Source organism: Mycoplana sp. ABR4_002 (assembly GCF_056159645.1).
In genome coordinates, this window is the sequence record NZ_JBSWVO010000001.1 from 2072389 (window position 1) to 2091324 (window position 18936).

An 18936-nucleotide genomic window follows, 5' to 3' on the forward strand; every position below is an offset into this window, starting at 1 on the left:
CAGCGCGAGCATCGGCGCCGACAGCGGCGCCGGCGTCAGGGCCCGGCCGCTGCCCCGGGGATCACCGGGCTCTCCACCCGGTCCCCGGGCTTGATCCCAAGCACGCTCGCCGTGCCGCCGTTCAGCTCCAGCACGAAGGCGACCGGCACGTTCGAGCTGATGACCGCCTCGGACAAGGGCTCGGCGTTCTCCCGGATCGTGCGGATCGTGCCGCCGTCATCGATGAACAGCATGTCCAGTGGCAGGTAGGTATTTTTCATCCACATCAGCGCCAGCCGGCTCTCGCCGAAGGCGAACAGCATGCCGCGATCGGCCGCCATCGTGCGCCGGTGCATCAGGCCCTGCGCCCGCTGCCGCGCCGTCAACGCCAGTTCCACGGCGAAATCATGCCGCCTGCCGTCGGCAGAGAGGATCGAAAGCGTGCCTTCGTCGAACGTCTCCTCCGCCGCCAACGGCAGGGTGCCCGGCAGATACAAAAAAAGCGCCACGAGGACGCTCAGAGCGAGGCGGGAAAGACGGCGGACAAGCGCCATCAGTGCGACCGGTTGCCCGGGGCCGGATTGTCGGGATGGATCTCCGCGGCCATCAGGCCCTTCTCGCCGTCGCCGAAGCGTACCAGCACGACCTGGCCGGGGCGCAGCTCGGTCAGGCCGAAGCGGCGCAGCGTTTCCATGTGAATGAAGATGTCTTCTGTCCCCTCGCCGCGCGTCAGGAATCCAAAGCCCTTGGTGCGGTTGAACCACTTCACCAGCGCGCGCTCGAGCCCGCTCGTCGGCGTCACCTGCACGTGCGTGCGGACCGGCGGCATTTGCGAGGGATGGACGGCGGTGGACTGGTCCATCGACAGAATCCGGAAGGCCTGGTAGCCGCGCTCGCGCCGCTGGATCAGCGCCACCACGCGCGCCCCTTCCAGCACCGTCTGGTAGCCGTCGCGCCTGAGGCAGGTGACGTGGACCAGAACGTCCTGCATGCCGTTGTCCGGCACGATGAAACCGAAACCCTTGGCGACATCGAACCATTTGATGACGCCGGTGATCTCGATCAGGTCGACCTCCGCGCCACCCTGGTCATCACGCTCTGTGATTTCCTTCGTAGACATCCTGTCCGCCATGATCTGCCCCGCCCCTCGAATACGCGTCACATGATTTACGGTTAACTGATTCTTGCTGATCAGAATAACATCGTCCCATTGCGATTGGACAAGCCTTCGTAAAAAGTTTTGCCCGGTCCTCTATACGGGCCGAGGCTTGCCTGTGGCTGACAAGCCCCTATGTTCGGCTGTTCATTGATCTGATTTGAGGACCTTCCCCGATGCGCTATCTCCACACCATGGTTCGCGTGACCGACCTTGAGAAATCGCTGCACTTCTATTGCGAGCTGTTCGGCCTCGTCGAGTACCGCCGCCATGATCACGAGAAGGGACGCTTTACGCTGGTCTTTCTCGCCGCGCCGGGCGATCTCGAAACGGCGGGGCGGAACGCTGCGCCCTGCCTCGAGCTGACCTACAACTGGGACCCCGAGGAATACACCGGCGGGCGCAACTTCGGCCACCTCGCCTATGAGGTCGACGACATCTACGCCACCTGCCAGAGGCTGATGGACCGCGGCGTCACCATCAACCGGCCGCCGCGTGACGGCCACATGGCCTTCATCCGCTCGCCCGACGGCATCTCGATCGAGTTGCTGCAGAAGGGCGACAGCCTGCCGCCGGCCGAACCCTGGGCCTCGATGGCCAACACCGGCGTCTGGTAAGCCTCGCACAATCCCCGGAACCTAGCACAAGGACGTGACCGTTGGCGCAGGAGACGTTTGCGACGTCCCTGCCTGCCGCGTTCACCGTGGTCCCGCACCTGCAACACTGGTGCGAGCCGCGATCGTGCCTTTGCCGCCGTTGACCCGGATCCTCCCGCGGCCGTCGGTGGACGGATGATTTCGCCGGGGACTGGGGCCACGTCGTCCCCGCATATCGATCCGGAGCATGCGTGCTGAACGCCCGCGGATGAGACGCGGGCCATAGGGAGAGGCAGGTGGTCTCGCCGACGGCGACCCTGTCTCTTCGATGCGGACGAGCCCCGCCGGCGCCAGTTGCCGGCTGCGGGCGGAACATGGCGGGGATGTCACTTGCTGTTCATGCGCAAGACCGGCAGAGAACTGAAAAACCGACGCTGCGGCCTGCTGCTCGCGGCGTCCGTGCTGGCGCTGTCCGGCTGCGTGTCCGCCACCGGCGACATGCGTTCGGACGACAGCACTGCTCCGGTCGAGGCTACCGTCGAGGCGGCCGATCCGGCGCCGCACGGCGATGGTCCGGCGTCGGCCGGCTATCGTGACCCGATGGTAGCCGCCGTCGCTTCGGCCGACGGGGCGTCCGCCGAAGCTGCCGGGCCATCCGCCGAGGGCAAGCCGGCCAACCTCGCCGACCTCATCATGCAGCCGGCGCAAGTGAACGCCTACCAGACCAGCATCTATGCCTCGGGCGGCGCTGCGGCGTCCCCGGATGGCCCGGCCATCACCAATCTCTACGCCCCGGGGTCGAGCGCGGTACCGGCGGACGGCGACGGCGCGGTGACCGGCTCCGTGCCCACATCCGCCCGGCCGGCTGCCGAGGCGCTACCGGACGAGGACGCCGCGCTCGTTCCCGACCGCGTGCCGTTGCCCGGAACAGCACGGACCGCACTGGTGGCCGAGCCCGAAGGCCTGCCGCCCGAAGACGGCGATCTCGACCAGACCCTGGCGCTGGCGGCGCTGTATGCCAAGCGCAAGGCGACCGACAAGGTCGAGAATGGCAAGGCGGCTGGCGCCCGCAAGCCCCTGCTGAACCGGCAGACGGCGGCAGCCGGCTACGTGGACGCCGCGCTCGGCACGGCCGCCCTTCCCGAACTTGCGCGCGAGTCGCTCTATGCATCGGCGGACCACCCGGAGGCCGAGGAAGATGCACCCGAGGGTGCGGGCGGCGTGACCGAGGTTGCTTCGCTTGCCGGTCTCGCCCGACTCTCTGCCAATGGCCTGTGGCTGCAGACCGAGAAGGTTGACACCGGCTGCTTCAAGCCGGCGCTGCTGGCGGTGCTGAAATCGCTGGAGAAGCACTACGGCAAGCCGGTGATCGTCACCTCCGGCGTCCGCTCGGCAAAGGCGAACCGCGAGAAGCAGTCGCTGCACACGCGCTGCGAGGCGGCCGACATCCAGATCGCCGGCGTCAGTCGCTGGGAACTGGCCGCCCATCTGCGCGCAATGCCGGGGCGCGGCGGCGTCGGCACCTACTGCCACACCGAATCCGTGCATATCGACATCGGTCCCGAGCGCGACTGGAACTGGCAATGCCGCGGCACGCGCAAGTAGGGCGCCCCCCGTCCCGGACTGTGAATAAAGTTCCGGCCGACGACTTTTTTGCCTTGCACAAACGCTGAGCGCCCAGTAGAAGCAGCCCCGCACGCGCCCTTCGTCTATCGGTTAGGACGTCAGATTTTCATTCTGAAAAGAGGGGTTCGACTCCCCTAGGGCGTGCCACTCCTTCTCACCTCGCATTCGATTTGACGCATGCTTATGTCGCCCCTCCGGGCTGCAGCCACCGCCGGTGCGCCTTGCGCAAAAAATCCGACAGACGGTCATTTTTGCCCTTGCGGTTTCGGGGCGGCCTGAGTAGAAGCAGCCCCGCACGCGCCCTTCGTCTATCGGTTAGGACGTCAGATTTTCATTCTGAAAAGAGGGGTTCGACTCCCCTAGGGCGTGCCATTTCTCCGTAAAATTTTCCGCCCCTACGGGCTTCGACACAGCCGCTTGACGCTGGCGGCTCACAATCGCCCTCGCCGTCAGCGACCGAGCTGCTGTTGTTCCGACACTCACGAAAGGGAAGCGCAGGCATTCCCCGGGCCTGCCTTCGTCCAGGGGCCGCCGGTAACGCCACATCGGCTGCCCTTCGGCAGGTCCCATCCGGCGCCGGCGCTCCGCCTGTTCGAACAGGGCACGAGCGGCGTACGCGCTCAGGCGTCACCCTGCCGGCACCGCCTGGTGCGGCACGATCGCCCGCGCCGGCAGTCGCCCCCCGGTTCGGAAACCGCCGGCAGCCTCCAGCCCTACCGCAGCTTCCTGCCCTGGCGCCCCGCGTGGTGCGTGGAAGCATAGTAACCACGGCGTGCATTCCCGGATCGCGACACAACAATGACAATACAACCGGTATCCATGCAAGATTCCCCAGGTTGGTCAATGTTATTCCGCACCATGGACATAGTTCGTTCCTATGCATCGATCGGGCAATGCGCCAAATCACTAGGAATGAAATTCGGGGAGACTTGCCGAATGCCAAAGCACAACGCAAATGAACAGTACCTGCTGGAACTCATCAATGCCGAGCGGGCGAAAGCGGGTGTACAACCGCTTGCTTTCGACAACGACCTCAGCGAGGCCGCCGAGGATCACAGCCAGTGGATGCTCGCTGCCGACGTTTTCTCGCATACCGGTTCGGGAGGATCCAGTTCCACCCAGCGCATGAAGGCGGCCGGCTATAACCTGCAGGGATCCTGGGCCACGGGTGAGAACATCGCCTGGGCGACAACGCGCGCGCCCGCCGGCTATCAGGATGAAGTCCAGCTGCTGCACACCAACCTGATGAATTCGCCGGGTCACCGCGCCAATCTCCTCAATCCGAATTTTCGCGAGGTGGGTCTCGGTGTCGAGGTTGGCGACTATCGCGGCCGCAGCAGCGCCTTCGTGACCCAGGATTTCGGCAAGACCGGTACTGACCTGTTCCTGACCGGCGTCGCCTTCGACGACCGCGACGGCGATCGCTTCTACGACCCCGGCGAGGGTCTTGGCGGTATCACGGTGACCGCCAAGAATTCGGCGGGTCAGCTTTTCAAGACGACGACCAGCGCCGCTGGCGGCTACGACCTGGCGCTCAAGCCCGGCACCTATACCGTCACCTTTTCCGGCCCCGACATCGCCACGTCGACCCAGACGGCCACCATCGGCACGAAGAACGTGAAGAAGGATCTGATCGACCCGGTCATGAAGGCGGCGTCGCCAGACACCACTCCCGCAGTCGCAGAAGACACGACCCCGGTATCGACGCCCGAATCGACCCCTGATCTGACGCCCACCCCGACGCCGGTCCCCTCCGATGTGCCGGACGGCGGCGGAAGGCCGGTCTCAACCGGCTGGCTTGCCGATTTCTTCAAGCGCAGCGGGGACTGGGACACGGGACACCGTTCGGCCGCACAGCCACAGCCCGCCGGCGACACGGCAAGCGATCCGGCAGCGACGGGCAATGGTGACCACCTTGCCCGCCTGCTCGGCGGGGACCAGCTGCATTTCCAGCCGTCCGCGAAGGCTCTCGCCAACGCCGATAAGATCGCCGACTTCTTCGATTCGATGTTTGCGAAACTCGACCAGCGCGAGGTTGTCACGGCGCGGGCCGACGGCGGCCTGGACGATCTCACCGACGATCTCCAGGGGCTGGCGGACATCGCCGCAGCCACAAACGAGGCGCTGGCCAAGTTCCAGTCGGACCTGCTCGTCTGAGCTTGGTCCGGTGACCGGTTGAGGGGGCGGTGCCAATCCGTGCCCCACCCCCTCGACGGCGCATTGTTTCCCTGCCCCTGCCGGCGGGCATTCAGCGCCCGCCGGCAGGCCCGCGCCTGTCGGGCCGGTCGCATGCGGCCATCCACGGTCGCGCCCGACTGTCCACAGGCGTCCGCAAAAAAATTCATCGAATCATCATTCTAGGCCTTGCGCCCGGGCGGGGGTCTGAGTAGAAGACGCCCACCGCACGCGCCCTTCGTCTATCGGTTAGGACGTCAGATTTTCATTCTGAAAAGAGGGGTTCGACTCCCCTAGGGCGTGCCACCCTCTCACAATCCGGCCTAGAACAGCAGCAGACCGACACCGGTCAGCAGCAGCACCGCGGCCCAGACGCGGTCGAGGTTGATCCAGGCCCGGCGCAGGATGCCGACTCCGACCCAGCGATAGACGACGAAGGCGACCGAGCCGGTCGCCGCCAGCATCGCCAGGCTGTGCACCAGTACCGCCGCAATCGTGGTGGCGGTCGAGCCGGCAGGGCCCATCGTCGCGCCTGCCCCGCCAAGGCAGAGCGACAACAAGGCCGGCGCGAGCATCAGCCCGGCGCCGTGGGCCGTCGCCATCAGGAACGACCAGGCGACCAGTCCGCCGAGGCCGACCCGCATCCCCACCCGCACCCGCCGGCGATGGCCGAACAGGACATGCCACAGCGCCCATCCGATCAGGCCCAGCCCCGCCGCCGCACGGACGGCGCCTGGTTCCACCAGCAGGCCAAATGCCACGACCGCGCCGGCCGCCAGCGCCACCGACAGCGCGTGGCCGGCGGCGATCGCCGGGACCGCCCCGACGACGGCCGCCGCGCTCTGCCGGTGGACGCCGAGCGCCACGGCGAACAGCCATCCCATCGCCGGGTTGAGGCCGTGGAAAGCCCCCAGTCCCGCCAGCAGCAGCCAGGGCCAGATGGCGTCCATCGCCCCCTCGCAGCCCGTCAGGGGTAGCAGTAGGAATCGGACGAGCAGTCGCCGCCCTCGAGCCGCACCTGGTGCGGCCGGTGCGAGCGCGGCCATTCGACGAGGAATTTCTCGTCGAAGGCGATGCCCCCGTCCGGACCGGCATCGAGCTTGGCCATCCAGCCCGACAGGCCTTCCGGGTAGAACTGCTCGTCGATGGCGCCGTACAGCGAGTTTGTGAAATACACCCGGCGGCCGTCGCGGCTGACCTCGACCATCTGCGGCCCACCGTTCAGCGCGCCGTCCGCTGCCGCCGGGTGCGAGGCGCGCGCGACGATGCCGCCGATGCGCACCTTGCCCGTCAGCTTCGGCTTGAACGGGTCGGACACGTCGTACTGCCGCAGGTCCCCGGAGCCCCAGCAGGCGACGTAGAGGAACCGGTCGTCCATCGACAGGTCGATGTCGGTGACGAGCGGCGGCACCGCCTTGAAGCCCTTCAGCATCGGCGGCAAATCGTCCGGCTCGGCGGGCTCGGCCGGAATGTCGATCACCTTCGTCACCGCCCAGCGGTCGCCGTCGCGATGCCAGACCCAGATCGACGAGGAGAGATCCGCAAGGCTGAGGACGCAGTTGACGAAGCCATAGGCCCTCGTCGGGTCGTGCGCCGGCCGCAGCTCAAACACGAGCTGGTACTGGTCGCCGAGATCGATCGTCTGCACGTGCTTGCGCTTGTGCAGGTCCCAGAAGTGCAGGCGCCGCCCGTATTTTGCGCCGAGCAGGATCTCCGGCACGAGACCGTTCTCGAAGGTATCGGGCGTACCCCATTCGCTGGTGACGAGGGTGTCATGGCCGAGGTGCCACCAGACATCGTAGGCGAGCTGCTGCTCGCCGCGATCGACCTCCCAACGCCCGCGCACCTCGAAGCTCTGGTGGTCGATCAGAAACACGCCGCCCGGCGCCTTGCCGTCTGCGTTGCCGAGCGCCGCCACATAGATGCCTTCCGGACCGCAATGGACGGTGTGCGGGCGGGTGTAGCCCGCGCGGTCGGCCTCCTCCTCCGGACTGATCACCTTGACGATGGCCGGTTTGCGCCCGTCGGGCTTCGTGTCGACGATATGGATCCGTGACGAACGCAGGCCCGGCACGACGAGATATCGGCGCTCTGAATGCGGGTGCGGCGCATTCGGGCAGAGGCAGGACGAACAGGCGCTCCAGCCGAAATGATGCAGTTCGTCGCCGACATTGGGCATCGCCAACCGGCTGACGATCGTGCCGTAGCTTGCCGACGCCGGGTCGACGTCGACCACCGCCAGTTCGTCCGGCACGGTGCGGGTCGGATCGAAGGCGGCGACATAGGCCAGCGTCTCCGGCGCGGCCTTCATTGCCATTCGGGGTGAGGGATAGAAGGTTGGATCGGGTTTCCACGTGGCCATCGCAAATCCTCCAGGATCTCTTTCGGACAACCGGGAATGTTCGCTCCTCCGGCGGTCGGCCAAGACCGGCGCGACCGGCGGGTCCGGATCATGACTGCTGCGACGGGATGCCGTTCGGGAATTTCTCCGTCGCAGCCGATGCGCGCCCGACGGCGTTCCTCCGCTGCCGATTGTCTCAGATCGCAGCTCGCCTGGCAGCATTTTTTTACCGTTTCCGGACGGGATTGCCGCGTGCGCGCCGCCGCCTCCCCGGCCTCATGCAATCAGCGTCGTCCGCCCTCGCGCGGATGTGATAGAGTGCGCTCTGGGCCGGCATGGAACCGTCAGAGGCGGAAGATGCAGCGCAGGCTTGCGACCATCATGGTGGGCGATTTCGTCGGCTCCACCGCGGCGATGGAACGGGACGAGGAAGCGGCGATCGCGCGGATCGGCCGGGACCTCGACCTCGTGCGCACCAGCGTCGCCCGCCATGGCGGGCGTGTGTTCAATACCGCCGGCGACGCCCTGCTCGCCGAATTCGCCAGCCCCGTCAACGCCCTCCGTTCGGCAATCGAGGCGCGCTACCAGATCGCCGCCCTGCCGGGCTCGGGCACCGGCGACATGCGGTTCGGCCTGCACGTCGCCGACGTCGCCGTCATCGGCGACGACCTGCGCGGCGACGGCGTCAACGTCGCCGCCCGGATCGAGGCCGCCGCCCACCCGGGCGCCATCGAAGTGTCGGGCACCCTGTACGACCAGGTGCACCGCATCTCTCCCTGTGGCTTCGAACTGGTCGGCGAACGGTTGCTCAAGGGCATCTCTACCCCGGTGCGGATCTACCGTGTTACCGAGGTGATGGACCGCCATGTCTACCAGGTGGCGCCGACACGCCCGGTGTCGGCCGCCGCCCCCCAGGCGCGGCCGAACTCGATCGCTGTGGCGCGCTTCAGCGTCGCGCCCGGCGCCGATGCCGACCAGATGTTTTTGGCCGAGGGCATCACTGACGACCTGACGCTCGAACTCAGCCGGCTGAAGGGTCTGTTCGTCTCCTCGCGCACGGCGGCGACCGCGTTGTCGACGGTCGATCCGGTCGAAATCGGCCGGCTTCTCGGCGTGCACTATGTGGTCAGCGGCTCGGTCCGCAAGGTCGGCGGCGACATCCGCATCAACATCGCTCTGGCCGAGACCGGCGAGGGCCACCGCGTCTGGAGCGACCGCATCGTCCGCCCGTTCGGCGAGCTGCTCGACGTCATGGACGAAATCACCGCGCGGGTCGCCGCCACCGTCTCGGGTCGCGTCGAGCAATCGGAACTGGCGGCGGCACGACTGAAGCGCCCGGACAGCATGACGGCCTACGAATACTATCTGCGCGGGCTCGATCATCACCGCCTTGTCGGCCTCTCCGACGGGCATATCCGCGCCGCGATGGAGTGGTTCGAGCGGTCGATGGCGGCCGACCCGGGCTTCGGCCGCCCTTTCGCCATGCATGTCTGCTCGTGGAGCAACCTGCCGTCGTTCGACACGGAACGGGCGGAGGAGCAGGTCGCGCACGCGCTCGACCTTGACCCGACCGATCCGGAGGCCCACCGCATCATGGGCGCCATCAAGATGAAGTCCGGCGACTTCGCCACTGCGCGCTACCACCACGCCCGGGCGCAGGAACTCGCACCCAACGACGCCTACATGCTCGGTCGCAGCGCTGCCTTCTATGTCTTTGCCGGCGAGCCGGATCGCGCGCTGGAGGTGCTCGACCGCGCCGAGGCGCTGGATCCCTTCCTGCCGGTCTGGATTACCGAGGAGCGGGTGGCCGCGCTCTACGCGCTCGGCCGGCACGGCGAGATGCTGCAGGTGGCGCAGGCGCTGCCGTTCCAGACGCGGCGCACCCTGCTCTATCGCACCGCCGCCCATATGGCGCTCGGCCAGCGGCCGGAGGCCGAGCGGCTCGTGCGACAGGCGCTCTCGCTCGACCCGTCGCTGTCGGCGCAGTATGTCCGCATGCAGGAAATGTTCGTCGACCGCGCGCTCGTCGAAACGCTGGTCGGGCGGGTCTGCGACGCCGGGCTGCCGGCGCTGCCGGGTCCCCCAGGCGAGGATCTCCCCGGCAGGAGCGCGCGCGAAGGCTGAACCATGCCAGGAACATGTCAGCCAGCAATGCCAGGCGAGCCATCGCTCCGCCAAGGAACCGCCCGGCGAAACCGTACGGTCGCCGGGCGCATCAGCCCGTCGTCTCGCCTGTGTCTCCGTCCGTCTTGCGGTAGCGATAGCGGAACGTGCAGCAGGATGCGCCGGCCATGATCGTCTGCTTGCGCTCAAGTTCGATGTTCGGGTCATAGCCCTGGCAGAAGGTGCCGTCGCGGTTGCACGACATCAGGTGGCCGATGTGGCCAAGGCCCATCGCCTTGTAGGTCTCCGCGTACCGACAGCGGGTGACGTTGAAGTCGTAGACCTCGTCGTTTGCCTCCAAGACCTCGACCTCGAGCGCGCTGTCGCTGGTCCAGAGCTCGTAGAGCTTGATGAAGCTCGCCATCGAGGTGATGCCGCCCGGTTCGCGCCCGGCGAAGGCCCGGCCCTCGGCGATCGCCGCCTTGCGCACCGCGCTGTCGAGGATCGCGTCCGCCTTTTCCTGGCCGAGCGCCTCGACCATTTCCGCGTGGATGGGCCCGATCACCTGCGCCTGCAGGCCGCGCTTCACCAGCACCGGGATTTCGAGCGTCTTTGCGTCCATGGCGATGGCCTCCGATCCGTGTCCCCCCCCGCCTGTGGGCTGGCGGGCCGCATGTTCTATCATCGCCCCGCGTGCTTTTCCACAAGCGGCGCGGCCGCCGACGTCGGCCGTGGCACGCGTGCCGTCCGCGCGCTCCGGCAGCGGGCCGGTCTTGTCGCGCGAATCGGAAGTCTCTATATTGCAGTCACCGGAGGCGCCCATCGTCTAGCGGTTAGGACGGCGCCCTCTCACGGCGCAAACAGGGGTTCGATTCCCCTTGGGCGTACCATCCTCTTGTTCTCATGTTCATTTCGAGTTTGCCTCGGCAATCGCCAGTCGATGGCGACCCCTGGAGGGGTGACCGTGAAAGTAGATCTGGCCATAGAACGGACCATCGGCGGCGTTCGTGTCGTCGCCACCGGCGACTACGTCGACACCATCGAGACGACGGTTGTGCCACGCGAGCGCATCGGCAGGTTTGTGGCCGATCTGATCCTCGATCGAGTCTACCTGAAGGGCGCCGAAATTGTCATTAACGCCGTCGCGTTCGATCGCTTCGACCCCGATGCCGATTTCGAGGGCCTTGTCCGGCACATCGACGCCGCGTGAGGCCGGCCCGGGACCCGTCTGCCTAGAAAGCGTCCGCCGCATCGCTGACTCGGAACTGGATGCGCCGGTTGCCCTGCCACTGGTCGGCGGAGAGCGAGCCGGCGACATGCAGCAGCTGGCCGCGGCGGCCGAGACAGAACTGGCCGAGCGGCGCATCCGTCGCGCGGAACGCCATGCCCTCGATCCGGCCGCGGTCGGGTCCCTCGAGTGTCAGCTTCAGGTGGTTGACTCCGACCTGCCGGACGTCGACAAGGCGGTGCGCGGCGAGCGCGAACACCGGCTGCGGGTGGCCCGCGCCGTAGGGACCGGCCTGCTCCAGCCTGTCGGCCAGCGCCAGCGTCGCGCCGGAGGCGGCGAGTGCACCGTCGATCTTCATCGTCCGCGTCGCCGTCAGCTCCCGCACCGCCTTTTCCGCCCGCTCCTCGAAGAAGCTGCGCAGCCGTCCGAGGTTGGCGCGTTCGACCGTGAGGCCGGCGGCCATGCCGTGACCGCCGCCCTTGACGAGAAGGCCCTCCTCCACCGCCGCGCGCACCATCCGTCCGAGGTCGAATCCGCTGATCGACCGGCCCGAGCCGGTGCCCTTGCCGGACGGGTCGAAGGCGATGGCGAAGGCGGGTCGGTGGAAGCGGTCCTTGAGGCGCGAGGCAAGCAGGCCGACGACGCCCGGGTGCCAACCCTCGCGCGCGGTCACGATCACCGAGGCTTTCTCGCCGCTGCCGTATTCGGCGGTGGCCTCGGCCTCGGCCTCGGCCAGCATCGCGACTTCCAGCGCCTGTCGCTCCCGGTTCAGGCCGTCGAGCTGCGCGGCGATCGCCTCGGCCTGCGCGGCGTCCTCGAGCGTCAGCAGCCGGCTGCCGAGGGCGGCGTCGCCGATGCGCCCGCCGGCGTTGATGCGCGGACCGACGAGGAAGCCGAGATGGTAGGGCGTCACCGGACCACCGATGCCGGCCTGCTTCAGGAGCGCCGCCAGCCCGGGGTTGCCGAGATGGCGCGCCGCCACCAAGCCCTTGACCACATAGGCCCGGTTCAGCCCCTTCAGCGGCACCACATCGCACACGGTCGCCAGCGCGACGAGATCGAGCAGGGTCATCAGGTCAAAGTCGCCTGCCCGTGCGTCGCGCCCGCGCAGCAGCCGCTGCAGCGCCACCAGGACGAGGAAGACGACGCCGGCGGCGCACAGGTGCCCCTGCCCCGACAGGTCGTCCTCGCGGTTGGGATTGACCAGCGCCGCACAGCCCGGCAGTTCCTGGCCGACCTGGTGGTGATCGATCACCACGACGTCGATGCCGCGCTGTCTTGCCCGCGCCAGCGAATCGAAGCTGGTCGAGCCGCAGTCGACCGTGACGATCAGTTGCGTGCCCCGGTCGATCAGCGCATCGATCGCCTGCGGATTGGGGCCGTAGCCCTCGAAGATGCGGTCGGGAATGTAGATTTCGGCCTCGACGCCGAAGTGGTTCAGGAAGCGGTAGAGGATGGCCGAGGCGCAGGCGCCGTCGACGTCGTAGTCGCCGAAGATCGCCACCCGTTCGCGGCGCTGCACCGCGGCCGCGATGCGCCCGGCCGCCGCCTCGCAGTCCGTCAGCCGGTAGGGATCGGGCATCAACCGCCGCAGCGTCGGGTCGAGAAATTCGAGCGTCTCGTCGAAGCCGACGCCGCGCCCGGCCAGCACACGCGCGATCAGGTCCGGCACGCCGTGCGTCTGGCTCATCGCCAGCGCCCGGTTCTCGCCGGCCTGGTCCAGCCGCGCCAGCCACCGCTGTCCGGTGGCCGATCGCTCGACCCCGAGAAAGGCGCGCTGGACTGGATCGACCTCCTGGCTCATCGTCCCCCTGCCGGTCGCGTTCGGCAACCGGTCCGCCCTACTGCGCCTTCGGCCGCTCGATGCGGATCACCTGCGGCTCGCCGGCAAGGTAGCCTTCCTTGGTGATCGAGGCGACGGCCCGGCGGACGCTGTCCTCCATGGTGGCGTGGGTGACGAGGATGATCGTCTTCGGCTCGGCTTCTTCGGTGAAGTGCTTGGAATGCTGGACGATCGATTCCAGCGAGATGCCGTTCTCGGCCATGTGGCCGGCGATGTTGGCGAACACCCCGGCCCGGTCCTCGACCGTCATGCGGATGAAGTAGCCGCCGTGATGCTTGCGGATCTGCGCCCGCCGGTAGGGCTCGAGCGAGGTCGCCGGACGGCCGAGCACGGGCACGCGCTGGGCGCCGGGCCGGCTCTTGGCGATGTCGGCGATATCGCCGAGCACGGCCGAGGCGGTGGCGTTGCCGCCGGCGCCGGGCCCGACCATCAGAAGCTCGCCGAGGATGTCGGACTCGATCGCCACCGCGTTGGTGACGCCGTCGACCTGGGCGATCTCCGATTCGATCGGCACCATGGTCGGGTGGACGCGCTGCTCGATGCCGGTCTCGGTCCGCTGCGCCACGCCGAGCAGCTTGATGCGGTAGCCGAGGTCCGCCGCCGCACGGATGTCGTCGATGGAGATGTTGCTGATGCCTTCGAGATAGATGTCGTCCGCGGCGATCCGGTTGCCGAAGGCGAGCGTGGTCAGGATCGACAGCTTGTGCGCGGTGTCGTTGCCCTCGATGTCGAAGGTCGGGTCGGCCTCGGCATAGCCGAGCCGTTGCGCCTCTTTCAGGCATTCGGCGAAGCTCAGGCCCTCCTTCTCCATCTTGGTCAGGATGTAGTTGCAGGTGCCGTTCATGATGCCGTAGACGCGCGAAACGGTGTTCCCGGTCAGGGATTCGCGCAGCGCCTTGATCACCGGAATGCCGCCGGCGACCGCCGCCTCGTAGTTCAGGAGGCAGCCGCGCTCCTCGGCGATGGTGGCAAGCTCGACGCCGTGCGCGGCCAGCAGCGCCTTGTTCGCCGTCACCACGTGCACGCCGCGTGACAGCGCCGCCTTGACCGCCGCATAGGCCGGGTCGCCTGCCCCGCCCATCAGCTCGACGAAGACGTCGATCTGCGGGTTCTCGGCAAGCGCCACAGGATCGTCGAACCAGCCGATGTGCGACAGGTCGACGCCGCGGTCGCGGCTGCGGTCGCGCGCGGCAACGGCGACGACCTCGATCGGCCGTCCGCAGGTCGTCGTCAGCATCTCGCGCCGCGATGCGAGGATGCGCGCCAGCGCCGCCCCAACGGTACCCAAGCCCGCTATGCCGATTTTGAGGGCATCAGCCATGATCTAAAGTCCTATCGATTTTTGATGTGCCCACCGGCCGCCGCCGGCGGGCGAAGGGGATCAGCGGTGGGCGTTGAGCGAGATGACGTTGTGCATCGTCTCGTCGGCCGAAGACAGGAAGCGCTTGATGTTGCGCGCCGCCTGGCGGATTCGGTGCTCGTTCTCCACCAGTGCGATGCGCACATACTCGTCGCCCTGCTCGCCGAAGCCGACACCGGGGGCGACCGCCACCTCGGCCTTTTCGACCAGCAGCTTGGAAAACTCCAGCGAGCCGAGATGCCGGAACTTTTCCGGGATCTTCGCCCAGGCGAACATCGTCGCCGCCGGCGGCGGCACCTCGAAGCCGGCCTTGCCGAAGCTGTCCACCAGCACGTCGCGGCGGCGCTTGTAGATGTTGCGCACCTCGGCGATGTCCGCACCGTCACCGTTCAGCGCGTGGGTGGCCGCGACCTGGATCGGCGTGAAAGCCCCGTAATCGAGGTAGGACTTGACCCGCGTCAGCGCCGCGATCAGCCGTTCGTTGCCGACGGCAAAGCCCATGCGCCAGCCGGGCATGGAAAACGTCTTCGACATCGAGGTGAACTCGACGGTGATATCGATCGCGCCCGGAACCTCGAGCACCGACGGCGGCGGCGCGCCGTCGAAGTAGATTTCGGAATAAGCCAGGTCCGACAGCACGATGATGTCGTGCTTCTTCGCAAACGCGACCACGTCCTTGTAGAAGTCGAGCGTGGCCACGTGCGCCGTCGGGTTCGACGGATAGTTCAGGATCAGCGCCAGCGGCTTCGGGATCGAGTGGCGCACGGCGCGCTCCAGCGGTCCGAAGAAGCTGTCGTCCGGCTCGACCGACAGCGAGCGGATCACGCCGCCCGCCATCAGGAAGCCGAAGGCGTGGATCGGATAGGTCGGGTTGGGGCAGAGCACGACGTCGCCCGGGGCGGTGATCGCCTGGGCCATGTTGGCGAAGCCCTCCTTCGAGCCCAGCGTCGCCACCACCTGCGTCTCCGGGTTCAGCTTCACCCCGAAGCGGCGGGCGTAGTAGGCGGCCTGGGCCCGGCGCAGGCCGGGAATGCCCTTGGACGAGGAGTAACGGTGCGTGCGCGGGTCCTGGACCACCTCGCACAGCTTGTCGACGATCGCCTTCGGCGTCGGCAGGTCGGGGTTGCCCATGCCGAGGTCGATGATGTCGGCCCCGCCCGCTCGCGCGCTGGCTTTCAAGCGATTGACCTGCTCGAAAACATACGGCGGCAGACGCCGGACCTTGTGAAATTCTTCCATCTTCGACCCCGTTGGGCGCGGCTGTGGCGGTAACCGTCTGTTTTTCCAAGCCCGCGCAGATTCACGATTCCCGGATAGTGGCGAATATGTCCGTTTTCATGACATTTTCGGCACCCGAGCGGTCCCAAGGACCCACCATGGCTTTGCGGCCAATCGACCGCAAAGGCAAGCGCTAATTCTCGATCGCCTTCAGCGTCTCCGCGCCATGATTAGCGGCAAGCGCCTGCAGCTCGCGCGCCTGGCGCTGGTACTCCGCTTCCGAGATCGAGCCGGCCTGCCGTTGTGCTCCAAGCGCGCTCAGCCGGGCGCTGATCGAGGCCGCCTCGTCGTTGCTCATCTGCGTCGTCGCGGCATGCACCCTGGCGGTGATGTCGGGATAAGGCGAGGCGCGGTCGACCCCGGCATTGACGCCGTCCGGCACCGGCGCCGCCATGCAGCCGGCCAGCCCGCTCATTGCCAGTCCCCCAAGCACGATCGCCGCGCCAGCCCGTCTGAATTCGAACGCCATGCCTGTCCTGCCTCGCAGAATGTAACCGAGCGATCCGGCGCGATTGCCGTGTCGCTGCCGGGTGCAAATCACCGCCCCGGCAAAAAGCTGTATGGCCCTTGTAATCTTTTTCCGGCAGGATGTAAAAACGGAAACTAACAAGAAAATCCGGAGGAAACGGTGAGCCAGGACGTACGGGGCGACACACGAGAGACCACCGGTTTTGCCGGTTTCGACCCGAAATCGATCGAGCCCTATGTGGTCAAGAATCCCGAGGCGCTCGCGGTTAACCTGGCCCGCACGCTCGAACAGCTCGGCAAGGCCGCCTCGGCCTGGCTGGCCCCGCGCGAGCGCGGCGAGAAGGTCGACACGGTCGCCGAACCGGTGGTCGACATGGTCCGGACGCTGTCCAAGGTGTCCGAGTATTGGCTGGCCGATCCGCGCCGCACGCTCGAGGCCCAGACCTACCTGCTCGGCAGCTATTTCGACATGTGGTCGCGCACCCTTCAGAAGCTCAACGGCGAGGCCATGGCCGAGGTCGACGTCCGTTGCAGCAAGGACAAGCGATTCGCCGACGAGGACTGGTCGAAACAGCCGTTCTTCGACTTCCTGCGCCAGGCCTATTTCGTCACCTCCGACTGGGCCGAGAAGATGGTGGCCGAGGCCGAGGGACTGGACGAGCACACCCGCCACAAGGCCGACTTCTACGTCCGGCAGATCACCAGCGCGATCTCGCCGACAAACTTCATCACCACCAACCCCCAGCTCTATCGCGAGACGGTGGCCAGCCATGGCGAAAACCTCGTGCGCGGCATGCGGATGCTGGCCGAGGACATTGCCGCCGGCAAGGGCGACCTGAAGCTGCGCCAGACCGACACCAGCAAGTTCGCGGTCGGCGAGAACATGGCGGTCACGCCGGGCAAGGTGATCGCCCAGAGCGACGTCTGCCAGGTCATCCAGTACGACGCGGCGACGAAGGACGTGCTCAAGCGGCCGCTGCTGATCTGCCCGCCCTGGATCAACAAGTTCTACGTCCTCGACCTCAACCCGCAGAAGTCGTTCATCAAGTGGGCGGTCGAACAGGGCCATACCGTGTTCGTTATCTCCTGGGTCAATCCTGACGGGCGCCACGCCGGGAAGGGCTGGGAGGCCTACATCCGCGAGGGCGTCGACTTCGCCCTCGACACGATCGACCAGGCCTGCGGCGAGGACGAGGTCAACGCCATCGGCTACTGCGTCGGCGGCACGCTGCTCGCGGCCGCCCTCGCCCTGCATGCGCGCGAGGGCGACAGCCGCATCCGCTCCGCCACGCTGTTCACCACCCAGGTCGACTTCACCCATGCCGGCGACCTGAAGATCTTCGCCGACGAGGACCAGATCACAGCGCTCGAGCAGGGCATGAAGACGGTCGGCTACCTCGAGGGCTCGAAGATGGCGACGGCCTTCAACATGCTGCGCGCGTCCGAGCTGATCTGGCCCTATTTCGTCAACAACTACCTGAAGGGCCAGGAACCGATGCCCTTCGACCTGCTCTACTGGAATTCAGATTCCACGCGAATGCCGGCGGCCAACCATTCGTTTTATCTTCGCAATTGCTACCTGAACAACACGCTCAGCAAGGGCGAGATGACGCTGGCCGGCGAGAAGATCTCGCTCGGCGACGTCAAGATCCCGATCTACAACCTCGCCACCCGGGAAGACCATATCGCGCCCGCCAAGTCGGTTTTCGTCGGCAGCAGCGCCTTCGGCGGCAAGGTGACCTATGTCCTGTCCGGCTCCGGCCACATTGCCGGCGTCGTCAACCCGCCGGACCGGATGAAGTATCAGTTCTGGACTGGCGGTCCGCCCAGGGGCACTTACGAGGACTGGGTAAAGAAGGCCAAGGAAACGCCGGGCTCGTGGTGGCCGCACTGGCAGGCCTGGATCGAGGCGCTCGACGACCGCAAGGTGCCGGCGCGCAAGACCGGCGGCCGGCTGAAGCCGATCGAGAACGCCCCGGGTTCCTTCGTCCGGGTCCGGTCCTGAATGGCTTAGCCCCGCAGGCCCGCCGCTGCCAATGATCTTCGATCCGCCCCTCATCCCTGCGACCCTCGTGCAGCGCTACAAGCGCTTCCTGTTCGACGCGACGCTCGCCGACGGAAGCGCGATCACCGGTTCCTGCCCGAACACCGGCTCGATGCAGGGCCTGACCGCGCCCGGCTCGCGCATCTGGCTGTCGCGGCAGGACGGCGGCACGCGCAAGTATCCGCACCGGTTCGAACTGATCGAGGCCGACGATACGGTCGTCGGCGTCAACACCGGTCTGCCGAACCGGCTCGCGGAGGAAGCGATCCGCGCCGGTCTCGTCGGCGACCTCGCCGCCTATCCGACCATCGAGCGGGAGCGGAAATACGGCCGCCAGTCACGGATCGACCTGCTCCTGTCCGGGCCGGACCGCCCCTCGGCCTATGTCGAGGTGAAGAACGTCCATTTTCGCCGTCAGCCCGGTCTTGCCGAGTTTCCCGACACGGCGACCGCGCGCGGCGCACGGCACCTTGAGGAACTCGGCGACATGGCGGAGGCCGGCCATCGGGCCATCATGCTCTATCTGGTGCAGCGGTCCGACTGCGATCGCTTCCGCATCTGCAGCGACCTCGACCCGCTCTATGCCGCCGCGTTCGGGCGCGCCCGCGCCCGCGGCGTCGAGGCCTATGCGGTCAAATGCGCGGTTTCGCCCCGTGAAATTCGCCCCTCGGCATTGATCGCGATGGACGAACCCGCCATAGCTGCTCTATGAAATTTTGACCGACTAGCGAAAGTTCGA

At 67.1% G+C, this 18936-nt stretch carries 16 protein-coding genes and 4 tRNA genes; 11 read left to right on the top strand and 9 right to left on the bottom strand.

Features of this window, described 5'->3' with window-relative positions; genetic code table 11:
• Nucleotides 1-35: 35 nt before the first annotated feature.
• Together ACXAGF_RS10085 and ACXAGF_RS10090 are read right to left on the bottom strand one after the other, a co-directional pair.
• A complete protein-coding gene (locus ACXAGF_RS10085) occupies nucleotides 36-533 on the bottom strand; it encodes a DUF192 domain-containing protein (RefSeq protein ID WP_475016658.1) in 498 nt (165 codons plus the stop codon).
• A complete protein-coding gene (locus ACXAGF_RS10090) occupies nucleotides 533-1111 on the bottom strand; it encodes a cold-shock protein (RefSeq protein WP_475016660.1) in 579 nt (192 codons plus the stop codon). The genes ACXAGF_RS10085 and ACXAGF_RS10090 overlap by 1 nt, the downstream gene beginning before the upstream one ends.
• Before the next feature lie 200 nt (nucleotides 1112-1311).
• On the opposite strand from ACXAGF_RS10090, the gene ACXAGF_RS10095 reads away from it, so the two are divergent.
• The 6 genes from ACXAGF_RS10095 to ACXAGF_RS10120 all read left to right on the top strand — a co-directional run bounded on the left by ACXAGF_RS10095 (nucleotide 1312) and on the right by ACXAGF_RS10120 (nucleotide 5838).
• Complete coding sequence (locus ACXAGF_RS10095) at nucleotides 1312-1752, top strand: VOC family protein (protein WP_475016661.1); 441 nt, start codon at nucleotides 1312-1314, stop codon at nucleotides 1750-1752.
• Nucleotides 1753-2130: 378 nt separating this feature from the next.
• Nucleotides 2131-3336 (top strand): YcbK family protein, encoded by a 1206-nt coding sequence (locus tag ACXAGF_RS10100; protein WP_475019254.1) that lies wholly within the window; start codon nucleotides 2131-2133, stop codon nucleotides 3334-3336.
• A gap of 93 nt (nucleotides 3337-3429) precedes the next feature.
• Nucleotides 3430-3504: transfer RNA gene (locus tag ACXAGF_RS10105), tRNA-Glu, on the top strand.
• Nucleotides 3505-3654: 150 nt separating this feature from the next.
• Nucleotides 3655-3729, top strand: a tRNA-Glu gene (locus ACXAGF_RS10110).
• Nucleotides 3730-4155: 426 nt separating this feature from the next.
• A complete protein-coding gene (locus ACXAGF_RS10115; protein ID WP_475016663.1) occupies nucleotides 4156-5514 on the top strand; it encodes a CAP domain-containing protein in 1359 nt (452 codons plus the stop codon).
• A gap of 249 nt (nucleotides 5515-5763) precedes the next feature.
• Nucleotides 5764-5838 (top strand) — tRNA-Glu (locus ACXAGF_RS10120).
• Nucleotides 5839-5855: 17 nt separating this feature from the next.
• Here the strand turns inward: ACXAGF_RS10120 and ACXAGF_RS10125 are convergent.
• A complete protein-coding gene (locus ACXAGF_RS10125; protein WP_475016665.1) occupies nucleotides 5856-6482 on the bottom strand; it encodes a hypothetical protein in 627 nt (208 codons plus the stop codon).
• Between the two features lie 17 nt (nucleotides 6483-6499).
• Complete coding sequence (locus tag ACXAGF_RS10130; RefSeq protein ID WP_475016667.1) at nucleotides 6500-7894, bottom strand: selenium-binding family protein; 1395 nt, start codon at nucleotides 7892-7894, stop codon at nucleotides 6500-6502.
• Between the two features lie 336 nt (nucleotides 7895-8230).
• Here ACXAGF_RS10130 and ACXAGF_RS10135 point away from each other — a divergent pair, with 336 nt between their 5' ends.
• Nucleotides 8231-9997 carry an adenylate/guanylate cyclase domain-containing protein gene (locus ACXAGF_RS10135; protein ID WP_475016669.1) on the top strand — a complete coding sequence of 589 codons (1767 nt, stop codon included), beginning with the start codon at nucleotides 8231-8233 and terminating at the stop codon, nucleotides 9995-9997.
• 91 nt (nucleotides 9998-10088) lie between these two features.
• Here the strand turns inward: ACXAGF_RS10135 and ACXAGF_RS10140 are convergent, their stop codons facing one another.
• A complete protein-coding gene (locus tag ACXAGF_RS10140; protein WP_475016671.1) occupies nucleotides 10089-10598 on the bottom strand; it encodes an L-2-amino-thiazoline-4-carboxylic acid hydrolase in 510 nt (169 codons plus the stop codon).
• Nucleotides 10599-10791: 193 nt separating this feature from the next.
• Between ACXAGF_RS10140 and ACXAGF_RS10145 the strand changes: the two genes are divergently transcribed.
• Both ACXAGF_RS10145 and ACXAGF_RS10150 read left to right on the top strand, forming a co-directional pair.
• A tRNA-Glu gene (locus ACXAGF_RS10145) sits at nucleotides 10792-10866 on the top strand.
• 74 nt (nucleotides 10867-10940) lie between these two features.
• Entirely contained in the window at nucleotides 10941-11186 is a 246-nt protein-coding gene (locus tag ACXAGF_RS10150; protein WP_475016673.1) for a hypothetical protein, read from the top strand.
• A gap of 22 nt (nucleotides 11187-11208) precedes the next feature.
• On the opposite strand, the gene recJ is transcribed toward ACXAGF_RS10150, so the two are convergent.
• The 4 genes from recJ to ACXAGF_RS10170 all read right to left on the bottom strand — a co-directional run bounded on the left by recJ (nucleotide 11209) and on the right by ACXAGF_RS10170 (nucleotide 16154).
• Nucleotides 11209-13008 carry a single-stranded-DNA-specific exonuclease RecJ gene (gene recJ, locus ACXAGF_RS10155; RefSeq protein ID WP_475016675.1) on the bottom strand — a complete coding sequence of 600 codons (1800 nt, stop codon included), beginning with the start codon at nucleotides 13006-13008 and terminating at the stop codon, nucleotides 11209-11211.
• Nucleotides 13009-13045: 37 nt separating this feature from the next.
• A complete protein-coding gene (locus ACXAGF_RS10160; RefSeq protein ID WP_475016677.1) occupies nucleotides 13046-14368 on the bottom strand; it encodes a homoserine dehydrogenase in 1323 nt (440 codons plus the stop codon).
• 60 nt (nucleotides 14369-14428) lie between these two features.
• Nucleotides 14429-15646 (bottom strand): LL-diaminopimelate aminotransferase, encoded by a 1218-nt coding sequence (locus ACXAGF_RS10165; RefSeq protein WP_475016679.1) that lies wholly within the window; start codon nucleotides 15644-15646, stop codon nucleotides 14429-14431.
• 172 nt (nucleotides 15647-15818) lie between these two features.
• Nucleotides 15819-16154 carry an SHOCT domain-containing protein gene (locus ACXAGF_RS10170; RefSeq protein WP_475016681.1) on the bottom strand — a complete coding sequence of 112 codons (336 nt, stop codon included), beginning with the start codon at nucleotides 16152-16154 and terminating at the stop codon, nucleotides 15819-15821.
• Nucleotides 16155-16313: 159 nt separating this feature from the next.
• Here ACXAGF_RS10170 and phaC point away from each other — a divergent pair, with 159 nt between their 5' ends.
• Together phaC and sfsA are read left to right on the top strand one after the other, a co-directional pair.
• Complete coding sequence (phaC, locus tag ACXAGF_RS10175; protein ID WP_475016683.1) at nucleotides 16314-18158, top strand: poly(3-hydroxyalkanoate) polymerase subunit PhaC; 1845 nt, start codon at nucleotides 16314-16316, stop codon at nucleotides 18156-18158.
• A 31-nt stretch (nucleotides 18159-18189) separates the two neighbouring features.
• Nucleotides 18190-18909 (top strand): DNA/RNA nuclease SfsA, encoded by a 720-nt coding sequence (gene sfsA, locus ACXAGF_RS10180; protein ID WP_475016685.1) that lies wholly within the window; start codon nucleotides 18190-18192, stop codon nucleotides 18907-18909.
• The last annotated feature ends 27 nt before the right edge of the window (nucleotides 18910-18936 follow it).